This is a genomic window from Pedobacter jaeyakensis (assembly GCF_054461315.1).
On record NZ_CM136921.1, the window covers coordinates 2,747,669 to 2,768,522 of the forward strand.

Annotated in this window: 15 protein-coding genes; 3 read left to right on the top strand and 12 right to left on the bottom strand. The window is 37.6% G+C overall.

All coding sequences use genetic code 11. From position 1 onward, the window contains the following. Window position 1: 1 nt before the first annotated feature. Together ACXZ1K_RS12300 and ACXZ1K_RS12305 are read right to left on the bottom strand one after the other, a co-directional pair. Entirely contained in the window at window positions 2-1,603 is a 1,602-nt protein-coding gene (locus ACXZ1K_RS12300; RefSeq protein WP_458969960.1) for an ATP-dependent DNA ligase, read from the bottom strand. Further along, window positions 1,600-2,616: a ligase-associated DNA damage response exonuclease gene (locus ACXZ1K_RS12305; protein ID WP_458969961.1), complete on the bottom strand. Its 1,017-nt coding sequence runs from the start codon at window positions 2,614-2,616 to the stop codon at window positions 1,600-1,602. The genes ACXZ1K_RS12300 and ACXZ1K_RS12305 overlap by 4 nt, the downstream gene beginning before the upstream one ends. A gap of 137 nt (window positions 2,617-2,753) precedes the next feature. On the opposite strand from ACXZ1K_RS12305, the gene ACXZ1K_RS12310 reads away from it, so the two are divergent. Together ACXZ1K_RS12310 and ACXZ1K_RS12315 are read left to right on the top strand one after the other, a co-directional pair. Further along, window positions 2,754-5,042: a TonB-dependent receptor gene (locus ACXZ1K_RS12310; RefSeq protein WP_458969962.1), complete on the top strand. Its 2,289-nt coding sequence runs from the start codon at window positions 2,754-2,756 to the stop codon at window positions 5,040-5,042. 3 nt (window positions 5,043-5,045) lie between these two features. Continuing rightward, on the top strand, window positions 5,046-5,840 hold the full coding sequence (locus ACXZ1K_RS12315; RefSeq protein ID WP_458969963.1) for a DUF4249 domain-containing protein: 795 nt from the start codon (window positions 5,046-5,048) through the stop codon (window positions 5,838-5,840). A gap of 2 nt (window positions 5,841-5,842) precedes the next feature. On the opposite strand, the gene ACXZ1K_RS12320 is transcribed toward ACXZ1K_RS12315, so the two are convergent. Beyond that, window positions 5,843-6,712 carry an aldose 1-epimerase family protein gene (locus ACXZ1K_RS12320; RefSeq protein ID WP_458969964.1) on the bottom strand — a complete coding sequence of 290 codons (870 nt, stop codon included), beginning with the start codon at window positions 6,710-6,712 and terminating at the stop codon, window positions 5,843-5,845. 94 nt (window positions 6,713-6,806) lie between these two features. Between ACXZ1K_RS12320 and ACXZ1K_RS12325 the strand changes: the two genes are divergently transcribed. Continuing rightward, complete coding sequence (locus ACXZ1K_RS12325) at window positions 6,807-8,399, top strand: ATP-binding protein (protein WP_458969965.1); 1,593 nt, start codon at window positions 6,807-6,809, stop codon at window positions 8,397-8,399. Here ACXZ1K_RS12325 and ACXZ1K_RS12330 read toward each other — a convergent pair whose 3' ends face one another. The 9 genes from ACXZ1K_RS12330 to ACXZ1K_RS12370 all read right to left on the bottom strand — a co-directional run bounded on the left by ACXZ1K_RS12330 (window position 8,400) and on the right by ACXZ1K_RS12370 (window position 20,520). Continuing rightward, window positions 8,400-9,383, bottom strand: a complete 984-nt coding sequence (locus tag ACXZ1K_RS12330; protein ID WP_458969966.1) for an MlaD family protein — start codon at window positions 9,381-9,383, stop codon at window positions 8,400-8,402. It abuts the gene before it with no gap. 5 nt (window positions 9,384-9,388) lie between these two features. Next, entirely contained in the window at window positions 9,389-10,159 is a 771-nt protein-coding gene (locus ACXZ1K_RS12335; protein ID WP_458969967.1) for an ABC transporter ATP-binding protein, read from the bottom strand. A gap of 2 nt (window positions 10,160-10,161) precedes the next feature. Then, complete coding sequence (locus ACXZ1K_RS12340) at window positions 10,162-10,941, bottom strand: MlaE family ABC transporter permease (protein WP_458969968.1); 780 nt, start codon at window positions 10,939-10,941, stop codon at window positions 10,162-10,164. 78 nt (window positions 10,942-11,019) lie between these two features. After that, window positions 11,020-13,182, bottom strand: a complete 2,163-nt coding sequence (locus ACXZ1K_RS12345) for a S9 family peptidase (RefSeq protein WP_458969969.1) — start codon at window positions 13,180-13,182, stop codon at window positions 11,020-11,022. Window positions 13,183-13,184: 2 nt separating this feature from the next. Beyond that, window positions 13,185-15,047 (bottom strand): LTA synthase family protein, encoded by a 1,863-nt coding sequence (locus ACXZ1K_RS12350; protein WP_458969970.1) that lies wholly within the window; start codon window positions 15,045-15,047, stop codon window positions 13,185-13,187. A gap of 9 nt (window positions 15,048-15,056) precedes the next feature. Beyond that, complete coding sequence (locus ACXZ1K_RS12355) at window positions 15,057-15,737, bottom strand: DUF4412 domain-containing protein (protein WP_458969971.1); 681 nt, start codon at window positions 15,735-15,737, stop codon at window positions 15,057-15,059. Window positions 15,738-15,752: 15 nt separating this feature from the next. Beyond that, entirely contained in the window at window positions 15,753-16,532 is a 780-nt protein-coding gene (locus ACXZ1K_RS12360) for an enoyl-CoA hydratase/isomerase family protein (protein ID WP_458969972.1), read from the bottom strand. 72 nt (window positions 16,533-16,604) lie between these two features. Further along, window positions 16,605-18,515, bottom strand: a complete 1,911-nt coding sequence (locus tag ACXZ1K_RS12365; RefSeq protein WP_458969973.1) for a ComEC/Rec2 family competence protein — start codon at window positions 18,513-18,515, stop codon at window positions 16,605-16,607. Beyond that, window positions 18,484-20,520 carry a helix-hairpin-helix domain-containing protein gene (locus tag ACXZ1K_RS12370; protein WP_458969974.1) on the bottom strand — a complete coding sequence of 679 codons (2,037 nt, stop codon included), beginning with the start codon at window positions 20,518-20,520 and terminating at the stop codon, window positions 18,484-18,486. Before ACXZ1K_RS12370 ends, ACXZ1K_RS12365 begins: the two co-directional genes overlap by 32 nt. Window positions 20,521-20,854: the final 334 nt, after the last annotated feature.

The window sequence follows — 20,854 nt, forward strand, 5'->3', positions numbered from 1 at the left end:
TTTAAGAAGTAGATAAGGTAGAAGCTAACAATTGACGCAAATCTTCAAGCGTATTGATTTCATCCGCCTTTTTATCCTTTCTCCATCTCGCTATACGGGGAAATCTCAAAGCCAAGCCTGCCTTGTGCCTTTTACTTTCTGCAATTCCTTCAAAAGCAATTTCAAAAACAAGTTCAGGCTTAACCGTCCTGACTGGGCCAAATTTCTCTACAGCATTTTTCAATACAAACGAATTTACTTCTTTTATTTCTTTATCTGTCAAGCCAGAATACGCTTTTGCTACGGTAATTAGCTTGTCTCCATCCCTAACAGCGAATGTATAATCTGTGTAGAAATTTGCCCGGCGACCACTTCCTTTTTGAGCATAGATCATCACGGTATCCACAGTATAGGGGTTAATTTTCCATTTCCACCAATCGCCACGCTTTCTTCCAGAATGGTAAAGTGAATCTATTTTCTTAAGCATTATGCCCTCACTGTTGAGTTCTCTTGCTCCTAACCGTTGTTGGGCAAGCTCCTGCCAAGTATCAAATGTGACTATTGGTGATAACGATACGAGGTCTTTGGTTTTCAAGTTTGACACAACCTGTTCTAATAAAACTCTTCTTTCTTTTAAAGTGCTTTCCCGTAAATCTTCACCTTTTAGCTCTAGTAAATCATAAGTGTAAAAGCCAATTGGAGCATCATTTAGTTGTGCCTTGTTGATTGTTTTGCGATTGAGGCGCTGCTGGAGGATGCTGAATGCCTGAACATTCCCATCTTTTACCGAAAGTATTTCTCCATCTAATACAGTGCCGTCTTCTAGTTCATTTATAAGAAAATGCAGTTCTGGAAATTGATCTGTTACCAATTCTTCGCCCCTTGACCAGATAAAAAGTTCTCCGTTTCTTTTTACAATTTGCCCACGTATTCCATCCCATTTCCATTCGGCCTGCCATTTTTCGGGTTCACCTAATGCTTCGGGCTCAACCTCAAGCGCATAAGCCAAACAAAAAGGGTAGGGCCATGAATTGTCGGTATTCACGTGAAGTCCTCCAACCAAATCCTGGTAAGTAATATCCTTAGGGTGCCATTTCCCCATTATGCTGTGCATGATCTTATTAGCTTCAGTATCGCTTTGTTTAGCAAGAGCATTTACAAGCATTTTATTAGAAACACCAATTCTAAAGTTTCCTGATATCAACTTGTTAAAGACAAATCGTTCTTGTGTATCCAAACTATCCCAGGATCCCAAGATAAATTTCTTTTTAATATCGTCATCTTTTCCGTGAAGTGCGGCAAGGTCATCTATCCACTCATGAAGTTTTCTGTTGGTAATTCTAGAAGGTGGGGGCAACACCAATGCTATAGTTTCGCTCAAATCGCCCACGCTATGGTAACTCTCTGCAAAAAGCCACTCAGGTATTCCACTAAGCTCGGTAGCCCATTGTCTGATTAATGACGTGTTAACAGGACGCTTTGGTCTTTTACCAGTAAACATCGCAATTACAAAAGGCTTATCCAGATCGTCAGCCTCATTAAAATAATCTACAAGTGCGGCGATCTTATCGTTGGTTTTATTGCTCATCTCGAGCTGTTGAATCAATTCAGTAAAGCGCTTCATAATGTTGATGTTTGCTCTTTTTCATCGGAATCGTCTTCGCTTCCGTATTGGGTTTTAACTTCCTCGCTAGCTATTCCTATTTCGTTCAGGTATTTTGAAAATGTAGCCGTAAAGCCATGAGTTACATAAACTTTTTGGGCCTGTGTCTCTTTTATGGCAGAAATTAAGCCTGGCCAATCTGCATGGTCGCTCAATGCAAAACCAGCATCCGCACTTCTCCATCTTCTGCTCGCCCTAACTTGCATCCAGCCGGAACAAACACCTGTTGCCCCGTTGATCAGGTTTTTAATCCATCTTCCTTCTGCAAGTGCGGGGGGTACGATCACTATTCCTTTTTGCAATTCGTCCTTCTTTGTTTCTGCGGTAATTCTAATTGTATCGGGCAAACTAACACCAGCTTTAATAAATCCTTCATTCAAATTTGCTATGGAGTTATGGACATAAATGTCCCCAAATCCACCGAGCCCCTTGATCAATCGTTGTGCTTTGCCTAAACTATAAGCGACAAGTACACTCGTTTTATTTTTATCATGGTTTTCCGATATCCAACTTTTGATCTGATCGAAAATCAGTTCCTGTGGCTGCCATTTATATATTGGCAAGCCAAATGTACTTTCCGATACAAAAGTATGGCATCTAACAGGCTCAAAGGCAGTGCTGATACCATCATATTCTACCTTATAATCCCCAGATATAACACATACCTGGCCTTTGTATTCTAGTCTCACCTGTGAAGAACCTATTACGTGACCCGCGGGAAATAGACTCACCTTAACACCATTAATGGAGATTTCTTTATTATATGGCAGGGTTTCGATATTTAAATCAAATCCTAGCCTTTGGTTTAAAATTGGTTTTGTCAGCTCATGGCATAAATAAGCTTTATTTCCCCATTTTACATGATCAGCATGACCATGGGTTGTAACAGCAAGGTTAACAGGTTGCCACGGGTCAATATAAAAATCTCCTTGCTTGCAATAAATACCTTTGCCAGTAAATTTGATCAGTTCCATCGTTTACTAACATAGTTTGGCTTACAAAGTTTTAACATCAGAGGTTAGATGATAATGATTTTTCTTTTGCTATTTTTGCAACAGATACCCGATACATGCCAAATATACAACGCGTTGCCCTTTTACTAGTTATAGGAATGCTTTTTTCAAAATTTACCTTTGCTCAAGGTAATTATACCATTAGCGGCACTGTTAGCGATGCAGGGAGTGGTGAAACTTTGATCGGTGCCAGTGTACAAGTATCCGGACGCATAAAAACAGGGGTAATTACCAATTCTTATGGCTTCTATGCTATTAATTTACCTGAAGGAGAATACGATATTTCTGTTAGCTTTATCAGCTATAAAACGCAAGTGCAAAATATTACTGTTAAAAAAGATCAAAAGCTCAACTTCGCTTTAGCCGAGAACAATCAGCTAACTGAGGTTGTTATTTCTTCAACCAAGAAGGACGAAAATGTGAGCAGTCCTCAAATGGGTTTACAAAAGCTTGATGTTAAGGAGATCAGCTCAGTTCCAGTCCTTTTAGGGGAACGAGATGTTCTTAAAACGCTTCAGTTGCTACCGGGAATCAAATCTGCCGGCGAGGGGAATAGTGGTTTTTATGTTAGAGGTGGGTCAACGGATCAAAATCTGATACTTTTGGATGAGGCACCTGTTTACAACGCATCGCATTTATTGGGTTTCTTCTCTACTTTTAATTCGGATGCTATAAAGGATTTGAGCGTATATAAGGGTGGAATGCCAGCACAATATGGAGGACGTTTATCTTCAGTTCTGGATATACGAATGGACGAAGGAAACCGAAAGAATTATGGTGTGGAAGGAGGAGTAGGACTGATCTCTTCAAGGTTGAAGGTTGATGGCCCAATCATAAAAGATAAAGGGTCATTTATGATTAGTGCCAGGCGGACCTATCTTGATGCTTTTTTAGCACTCTCTCCTGACAGTTCCATAAGAGGGAATACGCTGTACTTTTATGATGTTAATGCTAAAGCCAATTACCGGCTAAATGAACGGAATACGTTCTACCTATCCGGATACTTTGGGAGAGATAAGCTGGGTATTTCCAAGTCCTTCGGTTTCAATTGGGGAAACGCCACAGTCACCGCAAGATGGAACCACCTTTATGGCAGTAGGCTTTTTTCAAATACTTCATTAATTTACAGCAACTACAATTATGTAATACAAAATAAGAATGATGTCAATAATTTTGAAGTTAATTCCTCTATTAAAGACTATAATTTAAAACAGGACTACGAATATAGCCTCAGCAGTAATAATAGCTTAAAATTCGGTGTCAATGCTATACACCATACCATTTCGCCTGGAAAACTGACGGCAAGTGAATCTTCAAGCATAAACCAGACTACTACAGAAGAACGAAAAGGGATGGAATTGGCAGCCTACGTATCTGATGAATGGAAGGTATCAGACCGTTTTAATGTAGTTTCCGGCTTAAGGTTAAGTTCCTTTTCCCTATTAGGACCAGGTACTTACAGGAATTATGACGGAGATGGGAATACAATAAGTTCTTTAACTTATGGAAAGGGGAAGGTGATCAAAACCTATTTATATTTGGAGCCACGTTTATCTGCCAGTTATCAATTAACCGGTTCATCATCCTTAAAGGCAGCTTACACAAGAAATGTTCAACACATTCACTTGATGTCTAATTCAACTACAACTTCGCCTACAGATGTATATATTTTAAATAGTAACAATGTAAAGCCTGAATTATCTGACCAACTATCAACTGGTTATTTTAAAAATTTTTTAGACAACAGCTACGAGTTTTCTGTTGAATTATATTATAAATCTCTAGAGAATCAGATTGAATATAGAACAGGTACTGATCTGCGGGGCAACAGCAACGTAGAAGCCGACCTGCTTTATGGCAAGGGTAGAGCCTATGGTGTAGAGTTCTTTTTTAAAAAAAGGTATGGGAAATTTAACGGTTGGGTAGGATATACATTATCACGAACCGAGCGAAATTTTGATAAATTGAATGCGGGAAATTGGTTTTATGCAAAACAGGACAGGACGCATGATCTTTCTATAGTTGGAATTTACAAACCTGGAAAGCGATGGAGTTTTTCTTCCGTATTTGTTTATAATACTGGCAATGCGGTTACTTACCCCAGTGGGAAATACCAGATCAATGGTCGTACTGCGTTTTATTACACTGAAAAGAATGGGTACAGGACACCAGCGTATCATCGTATGGATATTTCAGCAACACTAGAAGCCAAGCCGGGTAAAAGGTTACAATCAAGTTGGTCTTTTGGAATATATAATGTTTACAATCGTCAAAATGCTTTCGCTATTGATTTCAAAGATGACCCCGATGATGCCACTAGAACCCAAGTTATTAAGACTACTTTGTTTGGTATCATTCCATCTGTAACTTGGAATTTTAAATTTTAATCAATGAAAAAAAACTATTTTTATCCATTTCCTGTAATCTTGTGCTTGCTTTTACTACTATCTGGCTGTGAAAAGGTAATTACATTAGACCTTAAAGACTCGGAACCAAAAGTTGTTATTTATGGAGATATTAGTGATCAAGTTGACAACCAATATGTCAGGATTTCAAGAAGCTACAATTTTACAGAACCTAATAAATTCAATGCAGCTACTGGTGCCAGGGTTATTGTTACGACTCAACTTGGCAGTGTTATTAACTTTTCGGAAATCACTCCTGGTGTTTATCAAAGCCCTAAATTTCGTGGAAGATCCGGACAAAGCTATACTTTGGATGTAACATTGGATGGACAAAAATATACAGCGGTTTCTTCCATGCCTCAAAAAGTCTTTTTGGACTCTTTAAATTTTAGACAAGTTTCTTTTTTCGGTAAGACTTCTACACATATCGTCGCCAATTTTGAAGATCAAAAAGATATACAAAATCAATATCGTTACCTGCTCACTATCAAAGGAAAAGTTGTAGAAGATGTTGTTAGTGACGATCGTTTTAACGACGGAAATAAGGTGTCAAACACGATTTATCATGAATTAAATGACCTGTTACCCGGTGATCCAATTGAACTCGACTTACAATGTATAGATAGAGGTGTCTATACTTACTTCTTCAGTTTTGGGCAAAATTTAGGAGAAGGCGGGCCTCCAGTCTCACCTGCTAACCCACCGTCAAATTTTAATAATGGCGCATTAGGAGTCTTTAGCGTCCATACGTCAAGTACAAGGATTGCGAAGGTTCTGTAGAGTTAAGATATTGTAACAGACCAGCTTCTTGAGAAGCTTTCATTGGGCTGTAAAGAAATGATCCCTTCCTTGTCCAATAAATTTAGATTGTGATCAACGGCGTCAGCAATTCCACACCAAGGTTCCAAACATATGAAATCTGCGTTTTTCGCAGCCCATATTCCAAAATAAGGAAATCCATCATATCTAAAATCTAGCCTCCTGGAATTTTTATAATTACCCAGGACGATGTGATTGCTTTTTAGAGATTTAAAAACCAAAGCATCTTGGTGAAAAAGCTCATATTTTAAAGGCAATTTTCCATCGACAAGTTGAATGGTATGGGTATCATCCATGATCAAATCTTTATCGATCTTATGATAAGTTAGTTTTTCATCATGGTCGAAGTCTAGATAGTAATCATGATAAGAAATTTCATTATCTGTTTTCACGGAAAATGCTGGATGACCACCAATTGAGAACAGTAAATTAGAACTATTTGAGGGATTATATACCTCAAAATTACAGATAAGGCAATTGTCCTCAAGCTTGTATCTTATTCCAAGGTGGAATTCAAATGGGTATGAAGTTAGAGTTTCAGGAGAATCTTTAAAAGTGAATAAAATTTCTGAATCGCTGACCTTGTAGAAATCAAATTCATTATCTCTAGCGAAACCGTGGCGATTTAAGTGGTAGTTCTTATCCTCAAAAATGAAAGTATCATCTTTCAGTGCGCCAACTATTGGAAATAATATTGGACTAAATTTGCCCCAGAAATTTTTGTCTCCGCTCCAAAGATAATTTTCATTGGTTGGTTTGTAGATTAGTTCCTGAAGTTCTGCTCCTTTAATTGAAAAAGTGGTTTTGACTAATTCGTTTTCTAGTATAATCATTGTAATTCGTTAATATTGCTAAAAGTAATTAAATCATATTAAGCATTCATAGAGTTAAATGAAAATGATTTGAGCAATGGATTAAATAAGAACAATGGCAGGAGATAAAAGATTTTCTAAAATTTCTGAGTGGTTGCTCGATAAGCCTAGGGTTGCCGGCTTATTTGTATTGCTTTTATTGCTGCTTGTCATCTCCCTAATTACTAACCAACGGTATAGAATTATCAAGGAAAATGAACATCATGAAATGCTGAGCATATTGAATGTTGTTAAGCAGAACATAGATCAAGCCTTAAGAAACAGCTACACATCAGCTTTATCTCTCTCATTGACTATAAATGCAAATGGTATTCCAGAAAATTTTGAAAAGATATCTGGGCAGCTATTAGACTCTAATTCTAATTATCAGGCTTTACAACTTGTGCCAAATGGTATAATAAAATATATTTATCCCATTAAAGGGAATGAAGGTGCATTGGGATACAATATATTTAAAGGCTATCCAGCCAATGTTCTTAGAGCATATGCTGCCATCGAATCTAGGAGGATGTATTTTATCGGTCCTGATAAATTATGGCAAGGGGGTGTTGGTGTAGTGGGACGGCTACCCATATATATGAATAATAAATTCTGGGGGTTTTCTGCAATCGTTATTAAGCTCGATAATTTTTTAAAAGATGCGGGCGTCTCAACAGAAACTGAAAGTAGATTTTATTTTCAGTTTTCTAAACAGAATATAACAACAAATAAAGAGGAATTTTTTCTGCACGGACCGGTCAATTTCTCGGATCATGAATATGAGACTGTGGTGTTTCCAGATGGTAATTGGAAACTGTATCTCATTAGCAAAAATAAATTAGACGTGTTTTATCAACTGCTTTATCCAATGCTATTCGGATTGATTTTAGCATTGTTTTGCAGTATGTTAGTAACAGAACTCTTAAAAAAGCCGGCTCAGTTGCAGAAAATGGTTAGCGTGGCACAGAAAGATTTGTTGCAATCTTTTGAAGTAGTCACTGAGCAAAACAACAGGCTTCTTAACTTTTCATACATCGTTTCTCATAACCTTAGATCGCATACTTCCAATATTCAGGCAATAAGCGCCTTAATCGAATTGACAGAAAGCGAGGCTGAACGAAAAGAGCTGATTGGTTTAATGACAACTGTGTCAGGTACGCTTAATGAAACATTGTTAAATTTGAATAAGGTGGTCAACATCCACACAAATATTGATGAGATCAAGGAATATCTCAACTTGAGATCGTACATCGATAGAACTATAAATGTATTAAACGAGCAAATTTCAATTAAAAATACAACTGTTAGAAATCTGGTGCCGGGTGACATCAATATCTACTTTAACCCTGCATATCTTGAAAGTATTTTATTTAATTTCATATTTAATGCGATAAGGTACTGTAGCCCGACGCGCATACCCATTGTGGATATAAGTGTAAATAAAGAAGATGGACAAATTGTACTAAAAATTAGCGACAACGGTATAGGCATAGACCTGGAAAAGTATGGCGACCAACTGTTTGGTATGTATAAAACCTTCACCCAACAGCCCGATTCAAAAGGTCTTGGGCTATTTATTTCTAAGAATCAAATCAATGCAATGGGCGGAAAAGTAACTGTGCAAAGCAAATTAGATGAAGGCACCTGCTTTATGATCTCTTTTCGATAATTATTGCTCCTTTTTGACAGCCTCTTCTTTCGCTCTTTTTTTGAAAAATCCTCTAAGTAAAAAATTGCTTTGCAGTGCTTCTAGATCTTCATCCAACTTTTTGCTACTAGTTTCGAGATTCTTCATTATTGATTTGACTTGTCCCGCAGTCTGCTGATCGTTCAGGAGCAGACCCAAAGCATTATCATTCTGGTTAAGTTTTCCTGACGCTTTATTGAGATTTTCAGTCAGTAATGCTGCTGATCCCGCTGTCTTCTGAAGTTGTTCAACAGAGCTCTGTAACTTCGCGAATACTGCCGTATCTGTTAGTAATTTGTCTGCCAATCCACCCTTTGTATTCAGTGTTTTAGTAAATCTATCCAATTCAATAGCCATTTTATTCGCAGATGCAGTAGTACTCTTTAAGTTTACCACAATGGATTTAAAATCATCAGCAATTTGCTGATCAGTCAGCAACGAACCAACAGTACCTTTGCCTTCAACCAGTCCTCTCGCTAAAAGCTTAAAATCTGACGTTACATCAACCAGGTTCTTGTTATTTACCTGGAATGTTTTCATGATATCATCAGTTGATAGGGTAGTGTTGACCTGCAAATGATCACCATCTTCTACAAATGGGAATTTTGGGCTACCACCAGTTATGACAATTATCTTATTTCCAATTAAACCATCAGAACTAATACTTGCCGTAGCATTTTTGTGGATGTACTTATGAGCCTCTTCTTCGATGTTAAGAAATACCTGAACTTGGGAAGTACCATAAAACTGGATCTTTTTGATCGTTCCGATTTTTACACCGGAAAACCAAACGTTATTACCTGTTTTTAGTCCTTGAATGTCATTAAACACAACGTCCACAGTAAAACTTTTTACAAATGCCTTTTTTTGACTGCCGAGAGTGAAAACACCAACAACAAATATGACTAATCCGAGAAGTATAAAAGCCCCAACTGTAATTCCTCGGCGGTTATCTTTTGCCTGCATAATATCTATTGAATAAAATTGTAATCGTAAAACGGTTTTACCCGTTCATCATTTGTGTTAAATACTTCTTCAAAAGTGCCTTGTCTTTCAAATTTTCCGTCCAGCAACATCGCTACTCTATTCCCAACTGCTTTTGCACAGGTCAAATCATGCGTTATCACGATTGAACTCGTGTGGAAACGTTCCTGCACCTCATTTATTAGACTGTTAATTTCGATACAAGTAATTGGGTCGAGACCAGCTGTCGGTTCGTCATATAACATAATTTCTGGTCTTAATATAAGTGTTCTGGCAATACCAATTCTCTTTCGCTGTCCTCCGGATAATTCGGAAGGCATTTGGTTAATGGTTTGAGACAAACCTACAGCATCTAACATCTCCTCAACCGCGCTATTTACCTCTGGTTTAGTTAAGTGCTTTTGATTTCTCACCAAGGGGAACTCCAAATTTTCTCTAATGGTCATGCTATCATACAACGCACTATTTTGAAAGGAAAATCCAACTTTTAATCTCAAAGCTAATAAGTCCCTGTAAGTAATTGTATCCACCACTTGATTCAATACTTTTACCTCTCCTGAATCGGGCATTAATAATCCAACAATTATCTTTATTAAGACGGATTTTCCGGTTCCAGATTTACCCAAAACCACCAGGTTCTCACCGTTGTATAAGTCTAAGTCAACACCCTTTAAAACATCGTATGACCCAAAGGATTTATAAAGACTTCGGATTTCGATGACTTTCTCAGATGTTGTTGTTTTCGTTTTTTCCTGCATGACTATGTTCTAAATAGGCCAAAAAATTGGACTGAAACAACCTCTTCCAGAAAAATGAGAAACATACCGATTACAACAGCAGAGTTGGCTGCTTTCCCAACACCCTCTGTCCCTTTAGAAGAATTGTATCCTTGATAGCAGCCGACTACACCTATTGTAAATCCAAAAAGAATAGCTTTAACTGTTGAGGCTGTGATATCTAAGAAGGTAATCGATTCCAAGGAGGACTGAAAGAATGCTTTTGCACTAGTTCCTTCACTTAATGATACATTAAGCAAGGCCCCAAGAATGCCAACCATCGCAGTATAGAATGTCAGTATGGGAATGGTTATCGTTGCTGCAAGCACTCGTGTAGTAACCAAAAATTTAAAAGGATTTGTTGCAGAAACTTCCATAGCATCTATTTGTTCAGTAACTCGCATTGATCCCAATTCGGCACCAATACTTGAACCCACTTTACCTGCCGCGATCAATGATGTCAACAGAGGTGCCAAAGTTCTTAATAACGCTATTCCTACCAAAGAGGGTAGCCAGGAAGTAGCCCCAAACTCAGCCAATGAAGGTCTCGACTGTTTGGTAAATACAATGCCCGTAATAAACCCGGTGAGAGAAATTAGTGCAAGAGATTTATAACCAATATCATAACATTGTTTTAAAAGTTCTTTACCTTCATATGGCGGCAAGAAACCTTCTTTAAAAAATCTGCTGATAAATTGAAAAACATCGTACAAGGTTAGGAACATTCTCCCAAGTCTGCTCGGACCTTCTGTCTTACTTGCCATGTATATGTCTAAAAAATGGTAATATTTTGCATGTCATATTGTAATAATAGGGACTAATCAAATTGTGAGCCATTAATCCTATTTGCCGCCCGGCGGACAATATTTTTGCAAAAACTGAGTATATGTCAGTGATAAGTGACGGGATGTCCCTGATCCTTCGTTAATGCTATGTGTACGGTTTGGATAAGCCATCATCTGAAAAACCTTTCCGTTCTTTATTAATTCGTTAACTAAGAGTTCAGCGTTTTGATAGTGAACATTGTCATCCCCGGTTCCATGGATATATAATAGGTTTCCTTGTAAATTTTTGGCGTATGTTATTGGTGAACCGTTAATATAGGCTTCTGTTGTTTTCAATGGTGAACCCATATATCGCTCCTGATAAATATTATCGTAGGTAAGTTGATTTGCTACTGCAGCGATAGCTATCCCAGTCTTAAATATTTCTGGATATTGAAATAGCAAATTTAAGGTGCTTGATCCACCGCCACTCCATCCCCAAACAGCAACCCGAGATTTATCGACATAAGGCCATTCCAATATTTTTTTTGCGGCCATCGCCTGATCGCGTATGTTAAGCGTTCCTATTTTTTGATAAATACTTTTACGCCATTCCCGCCCTTTTGGAGCTGGTGTGCCACGATTATCTAGGGAAATGTAGATATAACCATCCTTTGCCATATCACCATTATAGAGATTGTTCATACCTGCACCGTAAATATCTTTTACCGTCTGCGAAGCTGGTTCGCCATATACATAAAATACGACTGGATATTTTTTAGTTTGATCAAAATTGTCCGGCTTCTTCATCCAACCATCTAATGTTACACCATCCTCGGTGGTTACTTTTATGAATTCAACTTTGTTCTTGATAGTTTTGACTCTTCCTAGCTGATTTGTCAAACTTCCTTCCATGGTAAGAGGGTTTAGCGTTGCGAAATTCATCCATTCAGAAATTAATGGAACCGAGGCATTTTGAAAAGTGTGTCTTGCAAAAAGACCGTTGGGAGAGATATCGTAACTATGTGTGCCAGAAAAAACAGATGAGGTAACCATCTCTAATTTTCCTCCGCCGCTTAATTTAGTTTTATAAAGGTATTTTTGTGTTGCATTTGTGGGAGAGGCCATAAAATATAAATAACCTGCCTTTTCATCTACCAAGGAAGTCTCGATCACATCATAATCTCCTTTTGTAATTAATGATTGTTTTTTTCCATCCTTCGAAACTTTGTAGTAATGGTTCCAGCCATCTTTTTCACTTACCCATAGAAATTCCTTGCCTTCGTTAATCCAGTCCCACTGTTTAATGGGTTCAACCCAAGCTTTATCAGTTTCAGTTAATATATTGGATACCATGTTCGTTGTAGTGTTTGCGACAAATACTTTACTAACATTCTGTTCCCTATTAATTTGCTGCAAAATAAGCTCATTAGTATTCGGTATCCAGTCCATTCTAGGGATATAATTTTGTCTTGCATCACCAGGAACCTTGATCCATTTTGTTATAGCATTACCAATGTTCACAACGCCAATTGTGCATAAGGAAGGATCTTGACCAACTTTAGGATATTCTACGGGTACGGTGTAAGAATAAATAGAATCCGTATTGTTAATCATTAGAAAATTTCTGGTATTGCTCGCATCGATTTGCCAATAGGCAATTGATTGTCCATCAGGACTCCATCTAAACCCATCCTGACAAAAAAATTCTTCTTCATAAGCCCAGTCAAAGGTTCCATTAATCATTCTATCATTTCCGTCAAAGGTCAAAGCCTTTGTAGTTTTATTTTCTAAATCGTCTACAAACAAGTTGTGTTTACTCACGTACGCGATTTTGCTGCCATCGGGAGAGAATTTAGCGAACATCAATGAAGATTCAGGTTTATCTTTTCCAACTTGGATTAGTTTATTTGATTTTAAGTCAGCAACATAGTAGTCACCCCTTGTCTCTTGTCGCCATACCTTTTTACTATTGGTATAGATCAATACTTTAAAACCATCCTCTGATATCTGGAAGTCCTTAATATTGTAGATGGGCTTGCTGCCACTTTCCAAAAGAGAACGGCTAACAATAGTTTTCCTGTCGTTTTTGGGAAGTGTGATGGAGACAATTTCACCATCTGAAGCAAGGTAGTATGAAGTGCCGTCTTTCGCCCATTTAATATCTTGAGCACTCAAATAACCTGGCAGCAAGGCGAAGATTGAAATGCAAAGTGTAATTACTGTCTTCTTGATATTCATTTCTAAAGTTTTAAAAATTGCTCATATGCCATTTGCAAATAGGACTTTGCATTATTTAGCAAATGCTGCGTCTGTAAAGTATTGTCTTTTTTATTATTGTAAAGTACCATCTTGCCAACGTTGTCAAATGTAACACATTGTTGGTTATTGATAAACCCCATACCGTTATCCCAACTAAAAAATGCAAATGGGCTGACATTAGGATTGAATAAGTTTTTGCTCCAGTTAAATTCTTTAGTAGCTAGACCTAGCTGACTAAGCAAAGTGGCAGGTAAGTCGGCTTGACTACCAACCATATCAAAATGCTTACCTCGGTATTCCTTTTTAATTAGTTCCCCATAAAATAATAATGGTATGTGATAACGCTCGGGGACAAATACATCCGTTCTATTCTTTGGATATACGTGTCCGTGGTCTGCTACAAAAATAAACAGCGTGTTTTTATACCATGGATATTTTACCGCGCCTTTCAAATAGGCTTGGATACATGAATCGGTATAGTAGGCCGTACTTTTAAACTTAGCAACATTGTCGGCATTACCAAATTTTGGTTTCCCAGGAACTTTGAAGGGTTCGTGATTGGTTAATGTCAATATTGTAGAGAAAAAAGGTTGCTTTTCACTTGCCATCTCTTTAAGCTGTCTGTTAAAAACAACTCCGTCAAATTGCCCCCAACTGGTCACTTGTCCGCCATGAAAATCATTCCTGTCTATCAGCTTTTCTACGTTGTGGCTTAATAAAAATGCTTTGTAGTTATCGAATTCTGATTCGCCACCATAGAAAAAAGAGTTAGCGTAGCCTTTTTTATATAAAGTACGTGAAATGGAGGGTAATTTTTCAGTCTTTTCTGGCCATTTTACAATATTTACATTTGCAAGGGTTGGAAAACCTGTCAGCGAAGCGATAAACCCCTTGTCAGTGCGATTGCCAGATGAATATATATTGGTGAAAAGTACACCGTCATTAGCTAATGAATCGAAACCAGGTGTGACGTCTTTTAATCCACCCAATGACGAAGTTAAATCCGCAGTAAAACTCTCCATAATGAAGAGTACAATATTAGGTTTTCTATTGTTAAGAATGTTTAAGGTTGTGTCTTTGTTAACCTGATAAAGCGAATCCACGACTTGTCGAGCTGCTGTGGTCGGCAAATATAAATATGGGTTTGACTTAGTCTTCTTAGAAGCAATAACGCTGGATAACAGGTTCCATTCTGTATTTACGGCTGCAATATTTAGCACCTGTTCCTTTGAATAATAAGCCATGCTCTGGTTGATTGGCGATCCAGAAAATCCACCTCTAATGAATAGAAAGGTTATGCCAACGATGATTAAGGATGCAGCAACGCGCAATAATAAGTTTAGCTTTCCAAATTGTAAGTTTCGAATTATAACGTATCGTTGAAGGACAAATCCTGTACTGATGAGTAAAATGACTAGTGCAACAGACAGCCCTATCGGAGAGGAGGCACTTGACGCTAATGCTTCATTCGGTGTGGTAAAGGCAACTTCTAGTGCTTTAGCGTTTATCTTACTTCCCCATTCCCTGTAGATATTAAAATTTACTGCCGATATAATACTAAACAATACAACTAATGTTTTCACATATACACTTAACCATTTCATTTCCACTACTTTCTTGCCCTGTATTAGCCAAAAAATAAAACCTATTGCTGGTATAATGATTAGGTAGGATACCATTGAAATGTCCAGTAACAAAGAATGGTAAAAGACACCAAAAGTCTCCGTAAGCGGAAATGACGAAACTGATTTAAAGTTGATAAATAAAAAACACAGTCGATCAACGGTAAAAAACAAGAGCCAGAATAAGAAATATCTTAAAAAAAACAGGAAGCTCTTGTTCATTACAATAGATTATTGACCTCCTCCACGCATTGCGTTTAGCGCTTCCATAGTAGTAACTTCATAACCTTTAGGAACTTCAAGAGAAAAAGGACCTACCTTTTCTTCCTTAATGCTCTTTAGGGTAAGCGTATTTTTAATTCCATTCTGATTGATGGTATACTTCACCGGAGTACCATTTAACTTGCTAAAGGTAGGGAGAACTGCACCCGATGAAAGTTTAAGCGCAGGGGTAATCCAAACTTCGTAGGCCGCACCGGTATTGTCTGTATAGTTATATTTTTCAGCTTCATAACCCGCGATCTTCTGTTTCTCGCCAGTTGGCTTAAAATCACCAAATGTTAAGTTTCCCGCTTGTTTTGCCAAATCCTCTTTTGTCATTTTCGCTGCATATTGCTTTTGCATAATCGGCACGTCTACCAATACAATAGCATTGCTTGTAGCGGCGTCAGTAAAAACTTTAATCATTGCGGCACCCATGTCTATTTCAACCTTTGAAATATTCCCGTTAAAGCGTACTTTACTTTCACTTGGCAGAACACTAGGGTCAATTACTTTCTTTTGCTCATCGGTTAGCATGTAATCTATTTGATAAGTTAAAGTACCTTGATCAATAACTTTTTGAGCTTTCGCGATGACAGCTGTTCCAATTAAAATAATAGCAATAACGCTGGTTTTGATTGATTTAAACATATTCTTTATTTTTAATTACCAATTGATATTTTCCTTATTTAAAAATGCGGCAACCCCAAGCTTAAAATCTGCACTGTCCCTTACACGCGCATTAATCTGAACAGCAAGAGCTAAGCTTTTTTCCAGCAGCGGATTATTAGTCTGTCCGATAAGTTGCTTTGTTACCATTAACGAGTTTGCGGATGCTTCATTGCACAAACTTAAAGCAAAATTTTTAACCTTTGTGTCTATATCATCTTTGTTTACAACAAAAGTTATTAGGCCAAATTCCATTGCCTGGTTGGCATCAAAAAGTTCGGCAGTCATTAACAGTCTTTTAGCTAGTGTTTCGCCAGTTTTTCTTATCAGAAAACTTGCAACTATTGCCGGGACAAAGCCGAGCTTAACTTCGGTATAACCGTATTTTGCTTCGGGGACGGAAAAAATAATGTCACATACTGTTGCAAGTCCACAACCGCCCGCTATCGCATGCCCTTCTACCTGTGCAATCACAATTTTAGGTAAAAAATAAATTGTCGTAAACAAACGCTTCAGATTTTCAGAGTCTGCCAGGTTTTCTTCGTAAGTGTTGCTTTGAAGCTTTTGCAAGTATGCCAAATCTGCTCCAGCGCTAAAGGTAGTTCCGTTGGCTTTAAGAACAATAATTTTAACTGCGTCATCTTCGGAAGCCGTTAGCATAATTTCGGTTAGTTTGGAAACCAGTTCAGGATTCAATGCATTTCTTTTATCCGGTCTATTAATCGTCACTGTAGCTATACGTTCAGAAACGGAGTAGAGAACAAGATCTGATGTCATGCTTTTCGGATTTAATACCTTGATTTTACTCTTCAAATATAGCTAAAGCTTGTTAATATTATAGTTTGCCGGCTATTCAATATTGGTGATTATTGCTTTTTTGTCCAAGGATCTAGGCTTTATGATCTCAGATTTGTTAATATAGTAATTAAAGAATTTAATCTGTTCTTTGCTGCAATCAAGATGACCTTCTTTAACCTGCTGTTTCGCATTGATAAGTTGCACGTTGTAAGTCCTTCTTTGTTCCAGATATGGCTGGACTTGTCTTTTGTAAATATGATCAGATCTAACTAAATCCGTCAACACTATTGCGGTTCTGCCCTCAATGAATGCGATGGCATAATGGTCTTTAATGACGTAGATCACCAATTGCTTTTGTTTCAGTGCTTGATAATCTTTGTAAGAGGCAATACAACTAAATATAAATGTTGTAAGCAATCCAAAAATCAAATACTTTTTCTGATAATGAAGCAATGCGATGGTCACAAATACAATACTACCAGAAATAAGAATCAACTCTGTTTTATCAATCCAAATACCTTCCAAAGTACTAAATGGGAGCTTTGCAATATGGGTTAATATTGAATTGGTAAAGCCAATAAGCCATTCAAATACGGGTATCAGGAAATGTATCCTGAAAATTAGTATAAAAATTCCAAGATACATCAATACCGAAAGCGGCAACATAGTAACGATATTGGCAAACAAGAAATAAATTGGGAAACGGTGAAAATAGTAAATACTCAACGGATAGGTGGCTAATTGCGCAGCAATAGAAAGGCTCGCAGCATTCCATAGCACCCGAAATAACCTATTCTTAAAATGCCACCAACTAGAAATAGTTCGGTTCAACATGACTAATCCAAGAACAGCCAAAAAGGATAGTTCAAAGCCAACATCCCAGATGATATTAGGGGTGGTGATTAACATTATTAGTGCCGTAAAAGCCAGGATGTTATGGTTGCCGGCGCTTTTATTAAACGCTTTTCCTACAATAAACACCGATAACATAATGGCTGATCTAAGAACGGAAGGCGATAATCCGGTCATTGTCGCGTAAAACCAAATCAGTAGAAAAATCAGGATATACTTCGTCATGCGAAAAAGTTTTCTTCTACTAACTAAATCCAATAGAAAATTTAACAGGAAATAAATTAAGCCCACATGCATTCCTGATACCGAAAGCGCATGAATTGTTCCCGTGTTGGCATAGACAGTTAAAAGGTCCGGATCTAAATCTGTCCGGTAACCTAATATCAAGGCTGCTGCAAATGCTGTTGCGTCGGTGGATTTTAGATGTTCTTTTAGAAAGATTAGCTGTTTAGCTCGTGTTTCTTGTGCAAATTTGATCCAAGGATTCCCATAGTTTCCCTTAAGTTTAATCACTTCACATAGCTTAAAAAATCCCTGATGGTAGATGCCTTGATCTCCAAGCCATTTTTTATAGTCGAAGGTTGCTGGGTTTCTACATTCCTGCACCTCCTCATACCTCGCCGGTAAAATTAATCGATCCCCATAATTGATATTCAGGTTTTCTTTTAAGCGGATTGCGATATTCAGCTTCCCGGAAGCTAATTGTCTCTTATTTAAATTGAACGTTTGTATTACCAGCGTACTTAGATTCAAAATGCTGCCCCGAAGAACTGGTTCCTCAACCACCTGTACGTCGATGAAATCATGTGCCGCATTCGCAAAAAAAGTTGGCTTATATCTGTCATTCGCCTCCATAACATTCCAGCCGCCCAATAAACAAACCTGGAATTGCATCAGCACTCCCAAAATTGTTTTATTCCGATATAATTTAAGTCTCCTGTAAAATATATTTAGCAATACCAGGATGCAAAAAAGTAGGCAACAGCTAATTTTAAGCGTTGAAAAAAACTCAACTGGTAAGGCGTAAAAGCAGGTTATACCAATTAGGTATGTAACCAGTATTTTTGCAAAGAACTGTTCAGAACTCATAGCGGACCTGAAACCGGACATCTGATTTTAAATTACCGTTTATTTCATCCAATCCTGATCCTGTAACTTCTTGATTTTTGTAAAAGTAGGCCGCATACCTTGCCCATATATTTATTGACCTGCTTAATTGGTATCTAAGGTTAACATAAGTTCTAATACCTGTATTAAAATAAAGCCCGGAAGTTGATGCATAAAGTACATCGTCCTCATAGGCATATATCCTGCTGTTGTAGGAAGGAGATGAAAACCATGCAAGCCTCAAATTCCCGGAAACAGGAAACCCGATTTGCTTATAGTTCATATCGGAATAAATTACCTTACCCGTTTCGTAATGCGCATTACCTTTTTTATAACCCGCGAGTTCAAGTCGATGTTGCCAGCTTATTGTAGAAGATAACTTCCAATCGCAGCCTAATCTAAAACTTTGTTTCAATACCTTTTTTAATCCAGGCACTTTATCAGACGCATCAGGATTTTGACTTTTCTGCTCTTGCTTAAGCCTAAGGGTCATTTTCCAGGTTTTCATTGGATTGTATATAACTTGAAACAATTCCTCATGCCCGCTGGATGGTGCATCCACGCGATATTTAAGCCATGGAAATTTAAAAATATCTACATACAGTGAGTAGGTAAATTGTTTTTTAGGAGAAAAGTTTATGCCAGTATAAAGGCCTTTTTCATTGGCAACCTCCGTATTTTCTCCTATGCCACTACTAAAAAAGTTGTGATAGTCTTTTTGATAATCTCTGAAGAGTACAGCGCCAGATAGTTTTGGAGAAATACTGATCAGCAGACCATTGATTATTGCTCTTCCAGAACCAATGCTCTGCGCCATTTCTCCATAACTGTAAATGTTTTTATAAGTGAAACCGTAATGAAATCCAGTATTTATCAGATTTTTTCCAGTAAAACTGTATTTGTTATTCTGAGCATTTCCAGTAACAAATGCGTGTTGATATCCAGAATTATACGCAATAATACCCATTACGAGTGCCGCCGATGAAAATTGAATAACTGCACCGTAGGCACTTTGTCCTACGCTATTCCTATTGTTTAGTTCTGTCTGAGTTCTGTGTAATCCGGTGATATTAAGCGTTTGAAGGCTATAGCTGCTGTCAGCATTTAATTTCAAACTGGCATCTCTTTTCCGGGAGGAAAGAAAGGTAGTAAGAAGCAGATGATTTCCCAGATCAAATGTACCTGCAATTCCCCTAAAAAACGAGCTTTCGTTTGCCGAGGAATAGGGCTTCAAACCAAGGTCTCTGGCAGCTACCCCAGTAACATCTGGACTTTTACCAAAAGAAAAACCCGACCATAAAGTTAACCCCTGACCAAATTGTAAGCTATAATCTCCCAACACCAATCTTTTTACCCGCCCAACATCGTTTAGCGCAATATTTCCCGTTAGATGGTCGGAAAAGGTGGTCTTTGTTACCAAATACTCGCCGGCATCCTTTTCCATTAGCAGGCCGGCGGTGATTGTTCTACTAAAATTATACCGGTATCTAATCAGAATTTTGTCCTTGCTACCCAGGTATCTACTGCCTGATAAATTCCTAAAGCCCTTCTGAGTCTGTAATAATTGTCCATATCTAACTAAAATATCATTTCGACCAGCATGTAGCAATGAATTTTCGTCAACTTTTTTCAGCGGATTTGGAGTTGTCACTTTTGTGAATTTTTTCAACCGCTCAATAGTTAAAAGATCAAGACCATCTATGCCCTGCAACTCCAGCATGTCTATCAGTTTTCCGTTGTCCCTTATATGGCCTAGTAATTTATTGATTTGCAATGGAGACAAAAAGTAAAGCTCATGTAGCTGTTTTTCTGAGGCGTTGTTCAAGTCCAATGGGTGTGAAGCGTATAAATTTAATCGCTCAGTTAACTCTGTAAAATCCACATCATCAGACAGCGTCTCCGTCAGGTTTTCAATTAAATCTCTGACAAAATTGTCCTCCTGGGCTTCCGCTGGGAAATAAAAAAACAAAATGAATAATACAATTGGCAAATATCGATATGGCATCATGTGCCAAAACAGGTTGGATTTATTTTATAAAGCCAAGTTTTTAACAAACTATTACATTAAAATATTTCACTGTTTAGATAAACGACAGTAAATCATCAATCTTAAGAGATATTGAAATAAGAAAGCCATAGGTTAAAATAGCCACCTTATTGTTTGCATACACTAATTGATGGGAGCGGCATAATTGTGGAGGGTAGGAAGAAGTTGTAATTATTTATAAAAGATTATCAAACTACTATATAATTATTGGGTTGGATTATCCTTCATCTATCATTGAATTATATTTAACTTATCATTAGTATATTGTTTATGATAATTCAACTATAGCGCAACC